This window comes from Rahnella sp. CFA14(1/10) (assembly GCF_004195095.1).
GTDB classification, from domain to species: Bacteria; Pseudomonadota; Gammaproteobacteria; order Enterobacterales; family Enterobacteriaceae; genus Rahnella; species Rahnella perminowiae.
This window is the reverse complement of sequence record NZ_SEWS01000002.1, coordinates 493824-512923: the sequence shown is the minus strand read 5'-3', so window position 1 is coordinate 512923 and position 19100 is coordinate 493824. Positions and strand designations below refer to the sequence as shown.

At 53.3% G+C, this 19100-nt stretch carries 19 protein-coding genes; 9 read left to right on the top strand and 10 right to left on the bottom strand.

Translation table 11 applies throughout. The features are described from left to right. Positions 1-14: 14 nt before the first annotated feature. Together EVX52_RS05925 and EVX52_RS05920 are read right to left on the bottom strand one after the other, a co-directional pair. Positions 15-935 (bottom strand): L,D-transpeptidase family protein, encoded by a 921-nt coding sequence (locus tag EVX52_RS05925; protein ID WP_129951075.1) that lies wholly within the window; start codon positions 933-935, stop codon positions 15-17. Positions 936-1196: 261 nt separating this feature from the next. Continuing rightward, positions 1197-2750 carry a DHA2 family efflux MFS transporter permease subunit gene (locus EVX52_RS05920; protein WP_129990828.1) on the bottom strand — a complete coding sequence of 518 codons (1554 nt, stop codon included), beginning with the start codon at positions 2748-2750 and terminating at the stop codon, positions 1197-1199. 79 nt (positions 2751-2829) lie between these two features. Between EVX52_RS05920 and EVX52_RS05915 the strand changes: the two genes are divergently transcribed. Beyond that, a complete protein-coding gene (locus tag EVX52_RS05915; protein WP_129990827.1) occupies positions 2830-3954 on the top strand; it encodes an HlyD family secretion protein in 1125 nt (374 codons plus the stop codon). Between the two features lie 37 nt (positions 3955-3991). Further along, positions 3992-4579 carry a TetR/AcrR family transcriptional regulator gene (locus tag EVX52_RS05910; RefSeq protein WP_129990826.1) on the top strand — a complete coding sequence of 196 codons (588 nt, stop codon included), beginning with the start codon at positions 3992-3994 and terminating at the stop codon, positions 4577-4579. Positions 4580-4664: 85 nt separating this feature from the next. Here EVX52_RS05910 and EVX52_RS05905 read toward each other — a convergent pair whose 3' ends face one another. Next, complete coding sequence (locus EVX52_RS05905) at positions 4665-6776, bottom strand: TonB-dependent siderophore receptor (RefSeq protein WP_129951079.1); 2112 nt, start codon at positions 6774-6776, stop codon at positions 4665-4667. A 352-nt stretch (positions 6777-7128) separates the two neighbouring features. Here EVX52_RS05905 and EVX52_RS05900 point away from each other — a divergent pair, with 352 nt between their 5' ends. Further along, positions 7129-7812, top strand: a complete 684-nt coding sequence (locus EVX52_RS05900) for an O-methyltransferase (protein WP_129990825.1) — start codon at positions 7129-7131, stop codon at positions 7810-7812. 6 nt (positions 7813-7818) lie between these two features. Here EVX52_RS05900 and EVX52_RS05895 read toward each other — a convergent pair whose 3' ends face one another. Beyond that, positions 7819-9777, bottom strand: coding sequence for a glycoside hydrolase family 3 protein (locus EVX52_RS05895; protein WP_129990824.1), 1959 nt, complete (start codon positions 9775-9777; stop codon positions 7819-7821). A gap of 256 nt (positions 9778-10033) precedes the next feature. Here EVX52_RS05895 and EVX52_RS05890 point away from each other — a divergent pair, with 256 nt between their 5' ends. Further along, positions 10034-10321, top strand: coding sequence for a Bor family protein (locus EVX52_RS05890; protein ID WP_129951082.1), 288 nt, complete (start codon positions 10034-10036; stop codon positions 10319-10321). 58 nt (positions 10322-10379) lie between these two features. Here EVX52_RS05890 and EVX52_RS05885 read toward each other — a convergent pair whose 3' ends face one another. Both EVX52_RS05885 and EVX52_RS05880 read right to left on the bottom strand, forming a co-directional pair. Next, a complete protein-coding gene (locus tag EVX52_RS05885; RefSeq protein WP_129990823.1) occupies positions 10380-10898 on the bottom strand; it encodes a chromate transporter in 519 nt (172 codons plus the stop codon). After that, on the bottom strand, positions 10898-11482 hold the full coding sequence (locus EVX52_RS05880) for a chromate transporter (RefSeq protein ID WP_129990822.1): 585 nt from the start codon (positions 11480-11482) through the stop codon (positions 10898-10900). Before EVX52_RS05880 ends, EVX52_RS05885 begins: the two co-directional genes overlap by 1 nt. A gap of 123 nt (positions 11483-11605) precedes the next feature. On the opposite strand from EVX52_RS05880, the gene EVX52_RS05875 reads away from it, so the two are divergent. After that, positions 11606-12523: a LysR family transcriptional regulator gene (locus EVX52_RS05875; RefSeq protein WP_205952631.1), complete on the top strand. Its 918-nt coding sequence runs from the start codon at positions 11606-11608 to the stop codon at positions 12521-12523. Here the strand turns inward: EVX52_RS05875 and EVX52_RS05870 are convergent. Then, positions 12520-12873 carry a helix-turn-helix transcriptional regulator gene (locus EVX52_RS05870; RefSeq protein WP_129951085.1) on the bottom strand — a complete coding sequence of 118 codons (354 nt, stop codon included), beginning with the start codon at positions 12871-12873 and terminating at the stop codon, positions 12520-12522. The genes EVX52_RS05875 and EVX52_RS05870 overlap by 4 nt on opposite strands. A gap of 237 nt (positions 12874-13110) precedes the next feature. Between EVX52_RS05870 and fusA the strand changes: the two genes are divergently transcribed. The 3 genes from fusA to EVX52_RS05855 all read left to right on the top strand — a co-directional run bounded on the left by fusA (position 13111) and on the right by EVX52_RS05855 (position 15903). Beyond that, positions 13111-15216, top strand: a complete 2106-nt coding sequence (gene fusA / locus EVX52_RS05865; RefSeq protein WP_129990821.1) for an elongation factor G — start codon at positions 13111-13113, stop codon at positions 15214-15216. Positions 15217-15355: 139 nt separating this feature from the next. After that, positions 15356-15592: a type II toxin-antitoxin system CcdA family antitoxin gene (locus EVX52_RS05860; RefSeq protein ID WP_129951087.1), complete on the top strand. Its 237-nt coding sequence runs from the start codon at positions 15356-15358 to the stop codon at positions 15590-15592. After that, positions 15592-15903 (top strand): CcdB family protein, encoded by a 312-nt coding sequence (locus EVX52_RS05855; RefSeq protein WP_129990820.1) that lies wholly within the window; start codon positions 15592-15594, stop codon positions 15901-15903. Before EVX52_RS05860 ends, EVX52_RS05855 begins: the two co-directional genes overlap by 1 nt. 36 nt (positions 15904-15939) lie before the next feature. Here EVX52_RS05855 and wrbA read toward each other — a convergent pair whose 3' ends face one another. The 3 genes from wrbA to EVX52_RS25470 form a co-directional block, all read right to left on the bottom strand. Beyond that, positions 15940-16539, bottom strand: coding sequence for an NAD(P)H:quinone oxidoreductase (gene wrbA / locus EVX52_RS05850; protein WP_129990819.1), 600 nt, complete (start codon positions 16537-16539; stop codon positions 15940-15942). 317 nt (positions 16540-16856) lie between these two features. Then, complete coding sequence (locus EVX52_RS05845; RefSeq protein WP_129951090.1) at positions 16857-17078, bottom strand: hypothetical protein; 222 nt, start codon at positions 17076-17078, stop codon at positions 16857-16859. A gap of 62 nt (positions 17079-17140) precedes the next feature. Beyond that, complete coding sequence (locus EVX52_RS25470; RefSeq protein ID WP_240783434.1) at positions 17141-18421, bottom strand: YadA C-terminal domain-containing protein; 1281 nt, start codon at positions 18419-18421, stop codon at positions 17141-17143. A 331-nt stretch (positions 18422-18752) separates the two neighbouring features. Here EVX52_RS25470 and EVX52_RS05835 point away from each other — a divergent pair, with 331 nt between their 5' ends. Next, positions 18753-19079: a hypothetical protein gene (locus tag EVX52_RS05835; protein WP_129951091.1), complete on the top strand. Its 327-nt coding sequence runs from the start codon at positions 18753-18755 to the stop codon at positions 19077-19079. Positions 19080-19100 lie beyond the last annotated feature (21 nt).

Here is a 19100-nt window from a genome sequence, read left to right as displayed (position 1 = left end):
CGTCAGGGACGCAATTAATTAACCTGAACCGGCATCCCTGAACGCATCTCAATAGCGCGCTGAACCACAGTCTGGTTGACCGCAGGATCCATCGATACGCTGCTTGCGTTACCGGTCAGAGTGATTGGCAGCGGCTGCTGGGAATCAAACTCTTCCTGGTTAGAGGACAGCGGGTTATGGATCTCAATATAACGTTTACCGTCCGGCTCAACGGTGGCTTTCACCGGCTCGTTGATAAACTGAACGCGGGTGCCTTGCGGAACGTTGTCGAACAGCCATTTGATGTCGGCATCACGCAAACGTACACAACCGTGGCTCACGCGCAGACCGATACCGAAGTTGGCGTTGGTGCCGTGAACTGCATACAGACGGCCAACATACAGTGCGTACAGCCCCATCGGGTTGTCCGGGCCAGCAGGGAAGACGGCGGGCAGGAATTCACCACGGGAAGCATATTCTTCATGCATTTTCGCCGTCGGGGTCCAGGTCGGGCCAGCTTTTTTACGCTGAACCGTAGTCACCCAGTTCATCGGGGTGTCTTTGCCCAGTTCACCGATACCGATTGGCAGCACGACCACAGTATTGGTGCCTTTCGGGTAGTAATACAGACGCATTTCAGCACTGTTGATCACGATGCCTTCATGCGGGGTATCAGGCAGGATTAATTGCTGAGGGATAGTCAGCACGGTGCCCGGGGTTGGCAGATAAGGATCAACGCCAGGGTTAGCTTCGAGCATATTGCTCAAACCCATCTGGTATTGCGCTGCAAAATGTTCCAGCGGCAGGCTGCTGCCCTGCGGAACGGTAACTGTGATGTTTTCACCGACCAGACGGCCATTATTGGCCGGAAGAGGGTAGACCACAGCAAAAGACGCCTGGCTATATGCAGCAACTGCCAAAACCAGGGTAAGGATTGCGCGAATGCTCATTTTCATATTTTCGTTGGTCGTTAATGCCACACTGGCAGTTGTCAGGATGTTAATTCCCCCCGATCCGATCGTAACCGGCCGGAGGAATAGTGTACTTGCACATAGCACTTGAAAGGGACACGGTATGTGTAACGAATCGCATTTCAGGGCCGCTAATTATAAGGATTTATTTCAAACAGGCCAAAGCTTTCTCATCTTGTTCGAAAAGTTCCCTGCCACAACCGCATTTTTTGCGGCAGCCTGCACATTTTCTTCACATTCCTGACTTTATTTACGGCAAAACGGCACCATGACCAGCGCGGCAACAAACATCCACGCCATGACCTGAAAGATGTCGTTGAACGCCAGTGTCAGGGATTGCGCCGCGACTTTCGCGCCAAATATCCCTTTTGCCATCAGCAATGCCTGAGCGGTGTCCGGCGTCAGGTGGACAATTTTTTGCGCCAGCGAATCTATCTTCTCCTGCGCATGATCCCCATAGTGTCCCAGCGATTCGCCGAAACGTGCAGCGTGCACGCGGGTCCAGTCCTGCAGCCAGGTATTCACCGTGGCAATACCAATCGCGCCGCCGAGATTACGCATCAGATTAAACAGCCCTGATGCGTAGCGCAGTTCCGGCCCCTGAAACGCGGTCAGGGCCATGTTCACACTCGGCACGATGCACAACATAATGAACAGGCCGCGCACCACCTGCGGCCAGAAGAACTGTTCTGCTCCCCAGTAGGTTGTGACCGTCGTCGTCAGCCATAAACTCAGTGCGAAACCGGATAAACCCACCGTAATCAGGACCCGCCGGTCGACACGGCTGATTAATCGGGCGGCGATAATCGTACTGAAGAATTGCCCGACGCCGACCACAAACACCGTTGTGCCAATTTCCAGGCTGTTGAAATCTCGGATGCGGCCGAGGAAAACCGGCGTCAGATATGTTGAGGCATACAGACCAAAACCGACCACCAGATTGAACAGACAGGCAAAGGTGAATGTGGGGTCACGGAAGGGGCTCAGGCGTACGATCGGGTTTTTTGAATAAAAGGATCGCTCGAGAAACAGTACAAAGGCCACCAGCGAGAACCACGCCGAAATCTGGATTTGCGGTTCGCTGAACCAGTTTTTTCGCGGGCCTTCTTCCAGCACATACTCCAGACAGCCGAGAGCTATCGCCATCGACAATAAATGTACCCAGTCGATACGTTTAAGCATCGGGAAATCGGCTTTATCCACATGAATAAATAACACGGCGCCGGTGGCAACCAGAGCGCCTGGCAGGATATTGATGAAGAAAATCCATCGCCAGTCGAGTAATTGCGTCACCACGCCACCCACCGTCGGTCCCAGTGTGGGGGCCAGCACGCTGACCATGCCGAGGATCGCCGGGATCAGCGCCTGCTGTTTACCCTGAAACATCGCGAATCCGGTCGCGAATACTGTCGGCACCATCGCGCCGCCGGTAAAACCCTGCAATGCGCGAAAGAAGATCATCGACTCAATATTCCACGACAATCCGCAACCGATGCTGCTGAGGGTAAATAACGCCGCCGATGCGCTGAACAGCCAGCGGGTAGAAAGTGCCTGCGCCAGGAATGCGGAGAAGGGGATCATCACCAGTTCGGCGATCAGATACGAGGTTTGCACCCAACTGATTTCATCTGGTCCGGCGGAAAGCCCGGCCTGCACATCGTTTAACGAAGCGGCGACGATCTGGATGTCGATCAGCGCCAGAAACATACCAAACGCCATAATGCTGAAAATCAGAAATTTGCGTGATGTCGGGTAATCCGCAGGCGAGAGCGTCGCGGCTGGCGGCAGGTTGGCAGACATAGTGTGAAATCCCGGAGCTTGTTTGTATGATGGGTATCATATTAATATGATGTTCATCATGCAATGAGTGGAATTAAAAATGAGCGAAGCAACGACAGGAGAAGGGATGCCGGTCCCGGTAGAGAAGGTCAATAAACGATCTAAGCGGATCTTCGTGGTCAGCGGTATTGCGCTGGTGGTAGCCCTTGGCGGTGCGGCATGGTTACTGGCTGCACCCGCGTCAGAATCGACGGATGATGCGTATCTGACAGCGGATGCGACCCTCGTTGCGCCAAAAGTAAAAGGCTTTGTGTCGCAGGTGCTGGTGAATCATAACCAGCGGGTGCATGCCGGCGATAAACTGGTACTGATCGATAGCGAAGAGTTTACGGCGCGTCTGGCCGCTGCGCAGGGGGAACTTGAAGATGCCCGCGCACAGGTGGCACAACAGGAAGCCGCATTGCTGAGCCAGCAGGCGCAGGAGCAGCTGGCGCTCACCCAAATCGAGGCCGCGCGCACGGCGATCCGTTCCTCGCGTGCTGAACAGCAACATGCAGAGGCCGAGCAGCAGCGTTATCAGTCGCTGGCGGTTAGCGGGGCCACGTCACGTAACGATGCAGACCGGTATAAAACGGTGGCGGTGACGGCAGAGCAAACCTCTGCGCACGCCGCAGCTATGCTGGATGTCGCCCAAAATCAGGCAGCGGTAACACATGCACAGCGGGCAGAAATTCAGGCGGCACTGGCGCTGGCGAAGGCTGCTGTGGTGAAAGCGCAGGCAGCAAAAGCGCTTGCGCAGCAGGATCTCAATCACACCACTATTTTTGCCGCTGTTGATGGCGTGGCGGGCAACCGGCAGGTACAGATAGGCGATTACGTCACACCCGGTCAGCGTTTGATGACACTGGTACCGGAGCAGGGCATTTATGTAACGGCCAACTTCAAAGAAACGCAGACCGGCAGAATGCAGCCGGGACAACGCGCGGATGTGCATGTGGATGCGTTGCCGGGCGTGACATTTCACGGTGAAGTCGACAGCCTCGCGCCGGGTTCTGGCTCAACGTTCGCATTGCTGCCGTTTGAGCCGGGCACGGGTAATTTCACCAAAATTGTTCAGCGGGTGCCGGTGCGCATCCGTCTGGACACCGGTCAGCCTGATTTAGCGGCGCTGCGCCCCGGATTATCGGTGGATGCACGCGTTTCGCTAACTGATCCTGTCAGGTAAACTATGACGGCAATTTTCTGATTATCAGGGTGTTACTATGCGCTACGAAAGTGAACATAAACCTAAAATCCGTGAGCGGATCGTGAAGGAAGCGGCGAAAGCCATCCGCGCCAAAGGGCCATTGCAGGTCAGCGTGGCAGGTGTGATGAGCAAAGCCGGCCTGACGCACGGTGGGTTTTATGCGCACTTTGCCTCAAAAGAGGCGTTGATTGAGGCGGCCATCGGGCAGATGTTTAATCAGGTTATGGCCCGCTGGGATAAAGAAAATCAGGGACTGACGGCGCAGAAGCAACTGGCAGGGTATATCGATTTTTATTTGTCGCCGTGGCACCGCGATAACCGTGCGCAGGGTTGTCCGGTATCGGCGCTGGCCTCTGAAACCCCCCGTATGTCGGCACCCTGTCAGGCAGAGTTTGCGCGTGGTATCGGACGTATCCGTGAAATGATTATCCGTCAGATAACAGAGATGGGTGTCGATGATCCGCAAACGCTGGCGATTTCGGTGAGTGCGGAACTGATGGGCAGTTTGTCACTGGCACGCTGTGAGCCGGACCGGCAGGTATCGGATGCCTTGCTGGAAAGTGCGAAGAAAGCGCTGAAGGTGCGGTTAAATTTGCCGGGATAATAAACTCTCAGAATCGCTCCCTCCCCTGCGAAGGGGAGGGTTGTGGTGGGGTATTACTTCGCAGGGGGAGGAGCTGAAAAATCTATCAGAAATCGTAACCTACTGTAGCCACCACCGTCCGTTCCTGACCCCAGTAGCAGTAGCTGGTGCCGTAACAGGCTGCGACATATTTTTTGTCGAACAGGTTGTTAGCATTCAGCTGCACATAGGCGCCTTTCAGTTGCGGATTGAACTGCACCAGATTCATACGCAGTGACGCGTCAACCAGCGTGGCGGAAGGCATGTGGCGGGTGTTTTCGTTATCCGCCCATTGGGTGCCGATGTAACGAACACCTGCACCCATATCCACACCAATCGGCGTGTTGTACTGACCCCAGATGGAAGCCATTTGTTTTGGCGTCACATACGGTGTGTTACCGTTGTTCTCAGCCGCATCACGGATACGCACTTTGTTGTAGGTGTAACCGGCCATCACGTTGAAGCGTTCGGTAACCTGTTTCTTAGCTTCCAGCTCCAGCCCCTGTGAGCGGATTTTACCCGCCGGCTCGTAGTAGCTGCCGACCACCACGCGGTTACCCACGTCTTTCTGAGTCAGATCATACAGCGCCGCGGTGTACATATCAGAAGTACCGACAGGCTGGTATTTGATCCCGGCTTCGTATTGCTCACTCTGCATCGGTTTCAGCAGCGTGCCGTCAGCGCCCGGCAAGGCAGATGGCGTCATCGCCTGGCTGTAGCTGACGTACGGAGAAATCCCGTTGTCGAAGGCGTACAGCAGGGAAGCGCGGCTGTTAAAGTGGCTGTCTTTACGTTCGCTGTTGCTCTGCGTGCCGTAAATGCTTTCGTAGCTGCGGCTGGAGGTTTTCAGCGTGTCGTAACGGCCTGACAGGGTCAGATACCATTTGTTCCAGTTCATCTCATCTTGCAGATAGGTACCCATCTGCTCATAACGGTTTTTACCGCGTTTAAGGCTGTAATAATCCAGTGCATCACCGCCCACGCCGGTGTACGGGTTGAGGTTTTCAGCGTAAGCAGCGTCAGATTTCACATCATTGATAAAGTGGGAATAGTCAAAGCCCAGCACCACTTTATGCGCCAGTTCGCCGGTGGCGAAATCCGCTTCAAGCTGGTTATCGATCGCGAAGGTATCCAGGGATGATTTTTCACCGGAATAATAACGGCTCATCTCGGTACGATCCGCATTCCAGCCGGCCTGATACACCTGATCCAGTTCGGTATTGGAATGGGTGTAGTTGGCGTTCTGGCGGAATGACCATACATCGTTAAATGCATGCTGGAATTCGTAGCTGTAGATTTGTTCCCAGCGTTTGAACTGATTGCGGGTGCTTTCACCATCAAAGAAACCGCGGCTCAGTTTCTGTCCATAGAGGCTGCCGTCAGCCGGAACGGCGGCATGGTAGCCACCGGACGGATCTTTTTGCAGATACGCGCGAAGTAACAGCGAGGTGTTTTCATCCGGCGTCCACAACAGTTGTGGCGAAATCGCGTAACGCTCTTCACGCTGATGATCATACTGCGTATCGCTGCTGCGGGTCATACCGGTCAGACGGAACGCCAGCTGATCATTGATGGCGTTGGTGTAGTCGAACGCGCCGCCTTTAGTATTTTGCGTGCCACCGGAAAGCTGGAAATGACCTTCTTCAGCAAACTGCGGGCGCTTGGTCGATTCCACCACCACGCCGCCAGGAATGCTCTGACCGTAGAGGGCAGAAGAGGGGCCTTTCACCACATCAATACGTTCCAGGAACCATGGGTCAACCTGGATGGAGTTGTAGGTCGAGCCATCGCTGAGGATACGCAGGCCATCGAGGAAGGTGTTGTTGACGTCACCGCCATGGAAACCGCGCAGGGAGATGGTGTCATAACGCGTTGCGCCGCCGGCAAAGTTGGTGAATACGCCCGGTGTATAGTTCAGCGCAGCGTTGACGGTGGTGGCATTCTGATCCGTCATTTGCTGACGGGTTACGACAGAAACTGCCTGGCCCGTGGTAATCAGCGGCTGATCCGTTTTGGTCGCGCTTTTACTGGTTTTCGCGCTGTAACCCTGGGTCGGCGCATCGGCGGTATCCGCAGGCGCGGCTTTGACAATGACGGTGTCTTCAGCTGCCATTGAGGCAACCGGCATTGCCAGCGCGCACATGAGCACCGAGCGTTTGAGGGGGAAAGCCAACAACATATTCATAATCCCTATAAATAACTCAATAAATTATTGAGTGATTAATTGATGCATGTGTAATAAACCCAAAAGCCAACATTTGTTCCGCCTAAAAACGGCTATACGTGACAGACGGTAACGTAACCAAACCTGGCAAATGTTAAACTTAATGATAATTGTTATCATTATTATTTTGTAAATTCAAGGGAACTTTCTTCAAAAAGTGTGAGGTGACGCATTTTTAACCTGATGAAAACGAGGGTTTTTTGAGAGTGGCACTAAAAATTCGGGCAAAAATGGCCGCGAGTGATTACGGTTAATAGGGCATTTTTAAATATTTTCATTACCTAAAATTCACTGCCGGGAGGCGAAAATGAGTCAGGGGAGTCAGGAGGAGTACAACGGGAAATGGGCTGCGGTCGATGATTATCTGGTAAGTCATCTCGTGGAAAGCGATCCGGTTCTGGAACAGGTGCTGAAAAATAACCATCAGGCCGGTTTACCCGCGCACGATGTGGCACCCAATCAGGGGAAATTACTGGCGCTCCTGGCACAAATTACCGGCGCGCAAAAAGTTTTGGAAATCGGCACGCTCGGCGCGTACAGCACACTCTGGCTGGCGCGGGCATTACCGGCGCTCGGAAAAGTCGTGACACTGGAAGCCGATCCGCATCACGCCCGTGTCGCAAAAACCAATATTGAACTGGCCGGTTTGCAGGACAAAATTACCTTACACGTCGGTCCTGCCGCCCAAACGCTGCCAGGGCTTCAGGCAGAAGCCCCGTTTGATCTGATTTTCATTGATGCAGACAAACCGGGTAATCCGTTGTATCTCGAGTGGGCGCTGAAACTGTCGAAACCGGGTACATTGATTATTGGCGATAACGTGGTGCGGGAGGGTGCGGTGGTGGATCCGCACAGCGACGACGCCCGGGTACAGGGCGTGCGTCGCTTCATTGAGATGATCGAACAGGAGCCGCGTTTATCTGCGACCGCGCTGCAAACCGTCGGCAGCAAAGGCTGGGACGGTTTTGTGCTGGCACGGGTCACCGGTTAACCGGGCTTAACGCGCCAGCCCGAAGCCAATGTCAAACAGCGGGTTTTCGCTGTCATGCGGCATATCGGATTGTTGTCTGAGCACCGCTTCCTCAGACGATGGCAGTTCAAACGGTAGCTTTCCGGTATAAGCTTCAGGGCTGGTCAGGCGGCTAAACAGCACGGTATCGCTGACACCAAAATTACCGATAACCGCTTTCGCTTTGTCTGTCACATTGGTCAGGATCGCCGGACGGTCGAGATAAACAGTCACGATTGTCGGCACCGCTTTGCTGGCTTTCACAATGGCCTGATAATCCGCATTGTCGCCGGTAAAGGCCAGTGAACCTTCATGATGGCGTTTGCCGAAGAACCAGGCTTTATGCGGTTGTTCATACGGCGCATGGGCGCGGATCAGCGCAATATCGGCTTTCTCCGGCGTATCCACCACGGTAAAACCGGCTGCTTTTGCGGCCTGCTGTCCGATGCCATACAGCCAGATTTTTTTGCCTTTTTTCAGCGGCAGCACGTCGCCGGTGTTTTGCAGCAGTACCAGCGAATGTCCCTGAGCCGCATCGGCTTCTTTTTGCCAGTCAGCCCGCCCGACGGTCCGGGTGGCGTACTCCACATCCACATACGGATTTTCAAACAGACCGGTCCTGAATTTTTGTTCAAGAATACGCACGACAGATTCGTCCAGACGCTGTTCAGTCAGCTGCTTTTCATTCACCGCATTGACCAGCAACTGCGAGTCGGTCACGCCGCCAAACTGATCAACACCCGCCTGCACGGCTTTCACGAAACGCTGCTGCGGCGTCAGGTTTTCAACGCCCCATGACATGCCGCCCGGCACCGGTTCTTTGCCTTGCGGCGAACCGTTCAGGCAATCATTTTCACAATTGCTGGTGATCAGCCAGTCGCTGAGAATGACGCCTTTGAAACCGTATTGTCCGCGCAGAATATCGGTCAGCAACTGATGGCTGAATCCGGCACCGACCTGTTCGAGCGGTTTACCGTCCACGGAGACATTTTTCAGGATCGAATACGTCGGCATTACGCTGGCGACATTGGCTTCAAACGCGCCGGTAAAAGGATAAATGTGTTCTTTGAGATTGTTGCCGGGGAAGACGGCGTTTTTGCCGTAAACATTGTGACTGTCGAAACCGTTTTCAGCCGCACCGTACCCGACCCAATGTTTGACCACAGCGATCACGCTGCCCTGATTGAGCCCGTCGGCACCGTTTTGCATCCCTTCGATATAACCGCGCACCATGTTATGCACCCGCGTCGGATCTTCGCCGAAGGTACCGCTGATACGTGCCCAACGCGGCTCTGTTGCCAGATCAGCCTGCGGTGAAAGTGCCTCACGAATGCCGACGGCCAGATATTCCTGGCGGACAATATCGGCGTAACGACGGGTAAGTTTTTCATCCCCAATCGCTGCCAGTCCTAAAGTTTCCGGCCACCGGGTGAATTTACCGGAAGAGGTACTCGCGCCGACCAGATATTCAAATGAGTTACGCGGATCGCTGCTGATGGTGACCGGAATGCCGAGTCGGGTGTTTTCGGCAATCTGTTGCAGTTTATTGTTTTCCCGGGCCATCACGGCCGGATCATCCGCAGAAAGCCGGGTGATCAGACTGTTCACTTTGGCGCCGGCAATCATCTTTTCCGCCGCATCTGTATCATAATACGTCCCGGCCCCAACCGGACTGCTGGCGGTCGGTGCGGAACCGTGCATCATCACACCGGCTTTTTCTTCCAGCGTCATGCGTTTCACCAGATCCGCTGCGCGTGCCTGCGGCGTCAACCGCCAGTCTTCATAAGGTTCCAGTTTCCCGGAATGATTGAGATCTTTGAACTGCAATCCGTCAACGGTCAGCCGTGTTACGTCACGCTGGCTGAGGTCAGGCTGGATAGGGGTGGCGGAGGCAGTGGCAGAAAGCAAAAGGGCAGCACTGGCAAGGCTCAGAGGTTTACTTTTCATTATCATCCTTAACGTTTTTTATATATAAAAACTCAATGAATTATCAATACGCTATTTATCGGACAGATGCTGAGAGCGGCTTCTCAATTAAAAACCACAATAAACCGACTTTTTTCACTCTTTAGCCTACATTTTTTCGTCAATCTTCCGATAACCCCCTTTGGATCTGTTGGTTCGTCCCGTTTCGTTATGGGGCATACCTGCAGACGGCTACTGAGGCTTAATGGCCATTTAAGGTCTTCTATAAGGGATTGTCATGAAAAAGGTGATTTTTGCTGCGGCTGTTGCCGTACTGTTATCCGGCTGTGCACAGCAAACTTTCAACATGGGTCAGGGTATTGCGACCGCGCCTAAGCAAGTGACCACGCATCACTTCTTCGTCAGCGGTATTGGCCAGAAAAAAACCATTGATGCGGCTAAAGTTTGCGGTGGCGCAGATAAAGTGGTACGTGTTGAATCACAACAAACTTTCGTCAACGGTCTTCTGGGTGTCGTGACGTTTGGTATCTACACCCCGCGTGAAGCCCGCGTGTTCTGTTCTTGATCGCGCCGGATATCACGCCAAGGCTGCCTTATGGCAGCCTTTTTCGTTGTAAGGACGCTTAACCAAAGGCCAGACCCAGCACCGCACCGGCGCTCAGCACCCACAACGGATGGATTCGCTTACTCAGCGACAGCAGCGTGCACAGCGCGATCACCCCAGCCAGGGGCAGTGTGGTCGCTGACGCTTTGGCGATCAGTAATCCGCTTGATACCACCAGCCCGACGGTTACCGGTACCAGCCCGCGCTGCACAATTTGCCGCCAGGGACGGTCTTTGTAACGTTTCCAGCCGCCCATCACAATAAGCGTAATAATCGAGGACGGGCCAAATTTTGCCAGCGAGGACACCAGCAGGCCTGACCATCCGGCAACCTGCCAGCCAATCAGCGGCACGATCATCATATTCGGGCCGGGAGCGGCCTGTGCCAGAGCGAACAGGGCGCTGAATTCCTGCGCGCTCATCCAGTGATGCACCTGTACCACCGCCCGTTGCATCTCAGGCAGAATGGTATTTCCGCCACCAAATGCCAGCACGGAAAGTTCGGTAAATAACAGGGCAAGAGAAAGCAGAACCGGCATCAGAATTTACTCCTCGCGCAGATGAAAATACTGACCGGGGCCAGCACCAGCATGACGGGCAGCATAGGCATGCGAAACGCAGCAATCGCCATCACACCGACAGCGACCAGCGCCAGTTGCAACCATTTACCCCGTAACGGGGCGAGCATTTTGATGCCGGTCGAGAGCAGTAAACCGGCGGCGGCCGCCGCCATCCCGGCGAACAGATGTTCCACCAGCGGTTGGTTCTGATAACGTGCATACACCAGGCCGAGCAGCACCACACAAATCGTCGGTGCGAGGATCAGCCCGAGCAGCGCCGATAATGCGCCACGTAACCCGCGAAACTCCATCCCAAGGGCGACCGACAGATTAATAATATTACCGCCGGGTAAAAACTGGCACAGTCCTAGCAGTTCGGTGAACTGATCTGCAGTCAGCCAGCGGCGTTTTTCCACCAGCATGTGCCGCGCCATGGGCAATACGCCACCGAAACCGGTCAGGCCAAGGATGAAAAAACCCATAAACAGTTGCCGGCAACCGGGCTGCGGCGCGCTCTGAACCTCTGTATCAGTCATTAATTTATCCTGCGTTTGTGCTGACATTTTCACACACCCCCTTAAAGTCATTCAAAGCCACCTGAGACGTAAAATTCTGTTAAGGATCATGCGCGTGGATGTGCCATGATGTCTAATGCATTTATTAATGGCGAAAGATACCCTGAAGGTATGGTTATGATTGAACTGAAACGTCTGAATGCGTTTGTCACCGTGGTGGAAGCGGGCAGCATTACCCGCGCCGCAGAACTGCTGTTTATCCAGCAGCCACCGCTGACGCGCCTGTTACAGGGACTGGAACAGGAATTTGGTATCTCTTTATTAGAGCGCCTGCCGCGCGGTGTGGTTCCGACCGAAGCGGGTGAAGTATTATTACAGGAGGCCCGTGCCGTGCTGGCGCGCGCCGCTCAGCTCAGTGCCGCCATGCGCCGCGCTGCGCAGGGCGAACAGGGACGGATCCGCATCGGTTTTACCAGTTCCGCCGCGCTGCATACCTTCGTCCCCGCACTGCTGCGCCGCTATCGGACAATTTATCCGGCGGTCAGTACTCAGCTTGAGGAAAGTGGCAGCGGCGAGTTGCTGTCCGCCGTGGTGGCGGGGGAGCTGGATGTCGCTTTTGTGCGCATGCGGGTCAAAGATATGCCGGAATTAGAGATGGAAAAAGTGCTGGATGAACCGATGTGGGTGGCCGTGCCGGCGGGGCACAAACTGGCGTCGCAAATGGCCGGTCAGCCGCTCAGACTTGAAGATCTGAGTAACGAACCTTTTGTCTTATACCGGCGGCGGGCCGGGCAGGGGTTGTACGATGCCATACTCGGGGCATATGTCCGCGCCGGTTTCAGTCCGCACATTGTGCAGGAAGCGCCGCGTTTAACTTCCTGTCTGAGTCTGGTCGGTGCCGGACTGGGGATTTCTATTGTGCCGGAATCCATGACCCGGCTTGGCGGAGACGGCGTGGTATTTTTGCCGCTGGACACCGCCACACAACTTAGCGCACCGTTGTATCTTGCGCGGCGGGAAGACAGTCATTCATCCGCTATAATCAATATGTTTTGCGATCTCGTGAAAACGCAACTGAAGGCAGATTAAAGATGTTGCCCGGAAATGTGTTTGCGGGTGGATTCCAGCGTAATGCCGTCAGATTCGATGGCATTCAGCAGCGAATCGAGCAGGCCGGGGAAGCGCGCGTCCAGATCGTCGCGGCGCAGTGAAAGCAAATTGGCGCGGCCGTCCGGGCGCTGCCAGATGACACCGCTGTCACGTAATACACGCCAGTGATGGGTCAGCGTCGATTTCGACAAACCCTGCAATAACGTGCCGCAGGGATGCTCGCCACCTTTGGCCAGCGTGCGCACAACGGCCAGGCGTAACGGATTTCCCAGCGCAGTTAGAACATTTTCGAGGCGGATCTGCTCCCGCTCAGGGTGGTTGGCTATCATATTGTTCCTTTACGTTAACGACGCTCATCGGCGGCCGCGCAATATAGCCTATCCCTCTGCTGCTGTACAACGCGACGGCCACTGACCGATTTCATCGATAGAATAAAATAATTGTACGATTATACACGTACAATTGTAGTATACTCTTCGCATTAAGAATTTTAGTACCCATTACTTTGTGACGGGACGTGAAAACCACTCTCCGCCAACTTAGCCATCAACCAGTAAGGACGTTATATGGCTCGCAAAACGCCAATCGAGCGCTACCGCAATATCGGTATCTCAGCACACATCGACGCAGGTAAAACCACCACCACCGAGCGTATACTTTTCTACACCGGCATGAATCATAAGCTGGGAGAAGTGCATGACGGCGGTGCGACCACAGACTGGATGGCTCAGGAACAGGAGCGCGGCATTACGATTACCTCTGCCGCCGTGACCTGTTTCTGGCGCGGGATGGATCACTCGTTCGATGAGCACCGCATTAACATTATCGATACCCCGGGGCACGTGGATTTCACCATTGAGGTGGAACGTTCCATGCGTGTACTCGACGGTGCGGTGATGGTGTACGACGCCGTGGGCGGCGTGCAGCCACAGTCTGAAACCGTCTGGCGTCAGGCCAATAAATACAAAGTGCCGCGTCTGGCGTTCGTTAACAAAATGGACCGTCAGGGTGCAGATTTCTTTCGTGTCCGTCAGATGATGGTGGACCGTCTGAAAGCCAATCCGGTGCCGGTTGTGATCCCCATCGGTAAAGAAGAACATTTCACCGGTGTCGTGGATTTGCGCAAAATGCGCGCCATTTTTTGGGACGACGCGACACAGGGTATGACCTTTACCTATGAAGCCATCCCGGCAGAATTGCAGGCACTGGCGGAAGAGTGGCGCGAGAAAATGGTCTCGGCAGCCGCCGAAGCCAATGACGCACTGATGGATAAATATCTTGAGGAAGGCTCGCTGACCGAGGATGAAATTACCGAAGGATTGCGCCTGCGCACCATCGCCGGGGAAATCCAGCCGATGTTGTGTGGCAGTGCATTCAAGAATAAAGGCGTGCAGCGCATGCTCGATGCCGTGATCGAACTGATGCCTTCTCCGCTGGATATTCCACCGGTTGCCGGCACGGATGAAGACGGTAACGAAGCCTTCCGTCATTCCGATGACGGTGAGAAATTCTCGGCCCTGGCGTTCAAACTGATGACGGACCCGTATGTTGGCCAGCTGACGTTTGTTCGCGTTTATTCCGGCGTGCTGAAAAAAGGCGACAGCGTGTATAACCCGGTACGCGGCAAGAAAGAGCGCATTGGCCGTATCGTGCAGATGCATGCCAATGATCGTATCGAGATTGACGAAATCCGTGCCGGTGATATTGCCGCCTGTGTGGGGCTGAAAGATGTCACCACCGGGGAAACGCTGTGTGACCCGTCTGATATCATCACGCTGGTGCGCATGGAATTCCCGGACCCGGTGATTTCGCAGGCCATCGAGCCAAAGACCAAAGCTGACCAGGAGAAAATGGGCATCGCGCTGTCACGGCTGGCGTCAGAAGATCCGTCGTTTCGCATCCGTACGGATGAGGAATCCGGCCAGACGATCATTTCCGGCATGGGCGAACTGCATCTGGAAATCATCGTTGACCGTATGAAGCGTGAGTTTGGTGTGGAAGCCAACATCGGCAAACCTCAGGTAACGTACCGTGAAACGGTGCGCAAAACGGTCACCGACGTCGAAGGGAAGTTTGTGCGTCAGTCCGGCGGTAAAGGTCAGTATGGTCATGTGGTCTTCACCCTCGAACCGCTGCCTGCGGGAACGGGCTTTGAGTTCGTTGACGCCACCAAGGGAGGTGTGGTACCGCGCGACTATATCCCCGCTGTCGAAAAAGGGGTCACGGAAGCGCTGAACAACGGCATTCTGGCGGGCTATCCGGTGGTGGATGTGAAGGTGACGCTTACCTTTGGTTCTTACCACGAGGTCGATTCCTCAGAAATGGCGTTCAAAATGGCGGCGATCTTTGGTTTCAAAGAAGCCGCGAAACGTGCCGATCCGGTGATTCTGGAACCGATGATGAAAGTGGAAGTGGAAACACCGGAAGAGTATGCCGGTGGCGTGATGGGAGATTTATCATCGCGTCGCGGTACGGTGCAGGGCATGGAAGAGATTGCGGGCGGTGGCGGTAAAATTATCAAAGCCGAAGTGCCGCTGTCTGAAATGTTCGGCTACTCCACCGTTTTGCGGTCGATGTCGCAAGGCCGTGCAACCTACAGCATGGAGTTCAACCACTATGCCGAGGCACCACGCAATGTGGCAGAAAATATCATTGCTTCGCGTGGAAAATAAGCATAACAGGCGTACTCTCCGCCAGAGACAAAACGGTCCGCAAGGGCCGTTTTTTTGGTTTTTGAAAAGGATGCGATAGATTATGGCTTCATTGTGTGACACTCTTATGCGCATGTCATGTGCGCATAAAGAGGGTGTTATGTTATCCATAGCAGGAAATAAGAAGCGAACCAATGTCACATTGAGTGCCGATCTGCTTGAACAGGCCAAAGCATTCGGCATTAACCTGTCAGCCACGTTTGATAAAGCATTAGGAGAAGCGGTGAAAGAGAAACAAAGGGCACTGTTTTTAGAAGAAAATCAGCAAGCAATGGATTCATGCAATGCCTTTACTGAAAAGGCAGGACTCTTCTCTCAGGGACGCGGAGTATTGTAATGGCGCAATTTGATGTGTATGAAAACAGGGGGGATGGCAAAAACCTTTATCCCTATTTTATGGAGATTCAGAATCCATTATTTGAAAGACTGAACGAACGGGTAGTGATCCCGCTGACTTCACTCAGTAATCTGAGGCCCGTCAGGCATCTTCACCCTCTGGTGCGTATACAAAATCAACAATATGTGCTGATGACAAATCTGCTCACCAGCGTCAGTACAACGCAGTTGCGACATGAGCCCGAGTTTAATGCCGATATTCATCGTGCGGATGTCGTGGCTGCTCTGGATTTACTGGTGACAGGAATTTAAGGCGCAGACATTTGCGCCTTATTTATACACGCCGAATTAGCTGACCAGTTTACTGACGATGTTCGCGACGTGTTTGCCCTGATGTACGGCAATACGCAGTTCTTCTGCGCTCGGCTGTCGTGAACCATCGCCACCGGCAAGCGTGGTTGCACCGTAAGGGGTACCGCCGCGAACCTGTGAAATATCAAACAGTTCCGGCGTAGTGTAACCAATCGGGACGATAATCATGCCGTGGTGGGCGAGGGTGGTCCAGGTCGAGGTGATGGTCGTTTCCTGTCCGCCGCCGGTGCCGGTTGAACTGAATACGCTGGCGACTTTGCCTGCCAGTGCGCCTTTAGCCCATAGCCCGCCGGTTTGATCGAGGAAGGTACGCATTTGTCCTGACATATTACCAAAACGGGTCGGTGTCCCGAAAATGATGGCATCGTAATCAGCGAGCTCAGCGGGCGATGCCACTTCCGCAATCTGGTCAGTTTTACCGCCAGCGGCTTTAAAAGCCTCATCAGGCATGGTTTCGGGTACGCGTTTTATCGTGACTTCAACCCCGGGTACGCTGCGTGCACCTTCTGCAACACTTTGTGCCATCGTTTCAATATGACCATACATGGAATGATAGAGAACCAGTACTTTTGCCATTTTTAACTCCTCATGAGGTGATGTTTTTTCCGTATCGGATGCGGGCTTCTGTCCGGTAATCCGGGCGAAAAATCCGCTTAAAAATCCCACGTTTTCTCCTCCACCAGTCGGTGATTGTAATGAGCGGGAAAGTCCATCGTCCGCGCATCATCGGGGAGTTACAAACGCAAATTTTTGAACAGTCTCTTCAATTAATTAGAGCAATGGGTCGGATAAATGCATTGCCTGATTAATAAGAAACAAGTGGAAGGAACGTTTCACTCATCTACATACTAGAACAGATGTGCGCATTTCGCGGGAGGGGAGATGAAGCCCTGTCAGGGGGCGCTTTCCCAACTGACCAATATGGAGACTTCATCCGGTTTGGCAATAAACTTACTGAGCGTGGCAGTGTGACCGTCTTTCATTATCACCGAGACGGCAACGCCCGTCACACCCTCGGTCAGAGGGGTTTCCTCGACGCGCTGTAACATTTTCAGGCAGACATATTGCTGCTCCGGCGGCAGGTGTTTGAATTTATCGCTATGGCGTTTTTTCATTTGTGACTGGCCTTGAAAGAGATGAAGAGGCTGAAACGGTCAGCCTCTTTTTAATCGTGCGATTACCAGCCAACGCTCATGCCTGCGCCATAACCCACGTTATTCTGTGAGTCGTCGGAGACTGACATTTTTACGATGGTGGCCCTGCCCGCGTGGAAGGAAGCACCGACTGACAGCGCATTCTCTGAATCATAACCGCCCACACCAGCACCCACCGCGAACTGCTGAGATTCCTGCACCTGCGGAATATTGGCCTGAGCCATGGCAGAGGCTGAACCGGCCGCCGCTTCTTTTTTGTTGTCATCAACCCGCGTTTTCAGATCAGAGAATCTTTTATTGGTGTAGTCATTTGCCTGAGCCAGTGTACGGGCATCGCCCGCAGCCCGGCTGTGGGATTCCGCTAAGACTTCGGCGCGAGCTCCTGCGGCTAATTGCTGGATTTGCTGATCGTAGTATATATGTTCGATCTGCTGTTCATGGGCAACTTTAGCCTGAGCGGCGGCGATCTGTTTTTTCGTTTCTGCCTGCGTTTTCTGTGTTGAGTCCTGAGCTGTCTGGGCGAGAGCAACCACATCCACATGTTGCATCGAAGTCCGCTGACGATTCGCTTCTGCCATTTCATCACCCTGGATAGCTTCGCTGTTGGCATTAACTTTAGACATGTCGGCATCTTTTCCGTCAGTACCTGCTAAGCCGGTATCGCCCTTAGCGCCATCTTTGCCATCGATTCCATCTTTACCATCAAGGCCATCATGAGGGGCATTCGCCGCCGCATAACGCAAAGCAACCTGTTCAGCTTGTTTTTTTTGCATCTGTGTCTGAACGTCTACCGGTATACCAGTGGGATCATTTTTTATGGGGGTGAGTAATACCGGCGTTCCTGTTGGATCATTTTTGACAGGTGGTTGCGCAACCGAAATCGTGTGTTCCGCCGGAGTCAGGTTGGTCATGGGAAGAGTGGCTGTCTGTGTCATCGGCGTTTCCATTCTTGCCAGGGGATCAAAAACAGGCATCTGAACATTGCTTGAACCATTCCAGTAGGTGTTGTTTTTGAGATAGTCGGAAACCTGAATAAGGTCGTTTTTCCGCAAGATCTCATTCTGCTTATCTGAAGGAATTTCCGGATTATTGGCAAAGTAGGCTTTGGCAGCCTCCAGGTCATCCCCCGAAAGTTGTGCATGAACAGCCGGAATAACACTTGTTGAGAGCACCACACCAAGGCATATGCGCTGAACGGCTATGCGTAGTGCCCGGAAGTCCGCCGGAGCCTGAAGCCTGTGTTTCTTACCGGCTTTACCAGCGGCGATGATCTGAATGTTGCATTCTGTAAACTGAGTGTTCATTTGTTTTTTCCGATCTTGAAATAAGTATCTACTAGCGACAAATAAGAAGTGTTATCAGGATGATGTTTTTGTCTCTTCAACAAAATCATACATACAATGAATGTGACTTGCTTCACACATCAACCGGTCATTTGACTTATGTCAAGAAACGTAAAGTTATTGCGCTACATGAGTTTGTTTCATCCAGAGCCATCTTTGGTGGCTAGCAGACACGAGTTTTTGTTTCTGTAACTATCAAAAGGAGCGTTTTTAGTCGCCAGTAGCGACCAGATGAAATATCTATAAGATTCTTGTACAATATGCGCGGGTTTAAGAAATTGGGGATAAGTGAATGGCAGATAACGCAAAAGAATTCCTGGACTATGTCCGGAGGCTGGATATTGATCAGCCCGCGTTGTGTATTCTGCTGGGACTGCCACGCAGCACGTTAAATAAGTGGATCAATGGTACGGTGACACAGATCCCTCAGGTGGCGGTAACCGCAGTGAGAATGTTGTGGTTTATACGTAACAGTGATGAAGCCCTGTTTGAAAAGTGGGCGATGGTGCAGGACTTTGGTGTGACTGCCGATTATGCCGTCAATGACAAAGCCCAGGAGTTTTTACATACCATTAAGCGCGAACCGAGTGCGCCCATCAAAAAGTTGCTGACCCAATAATTGCGCTGACAGGACGTGGTG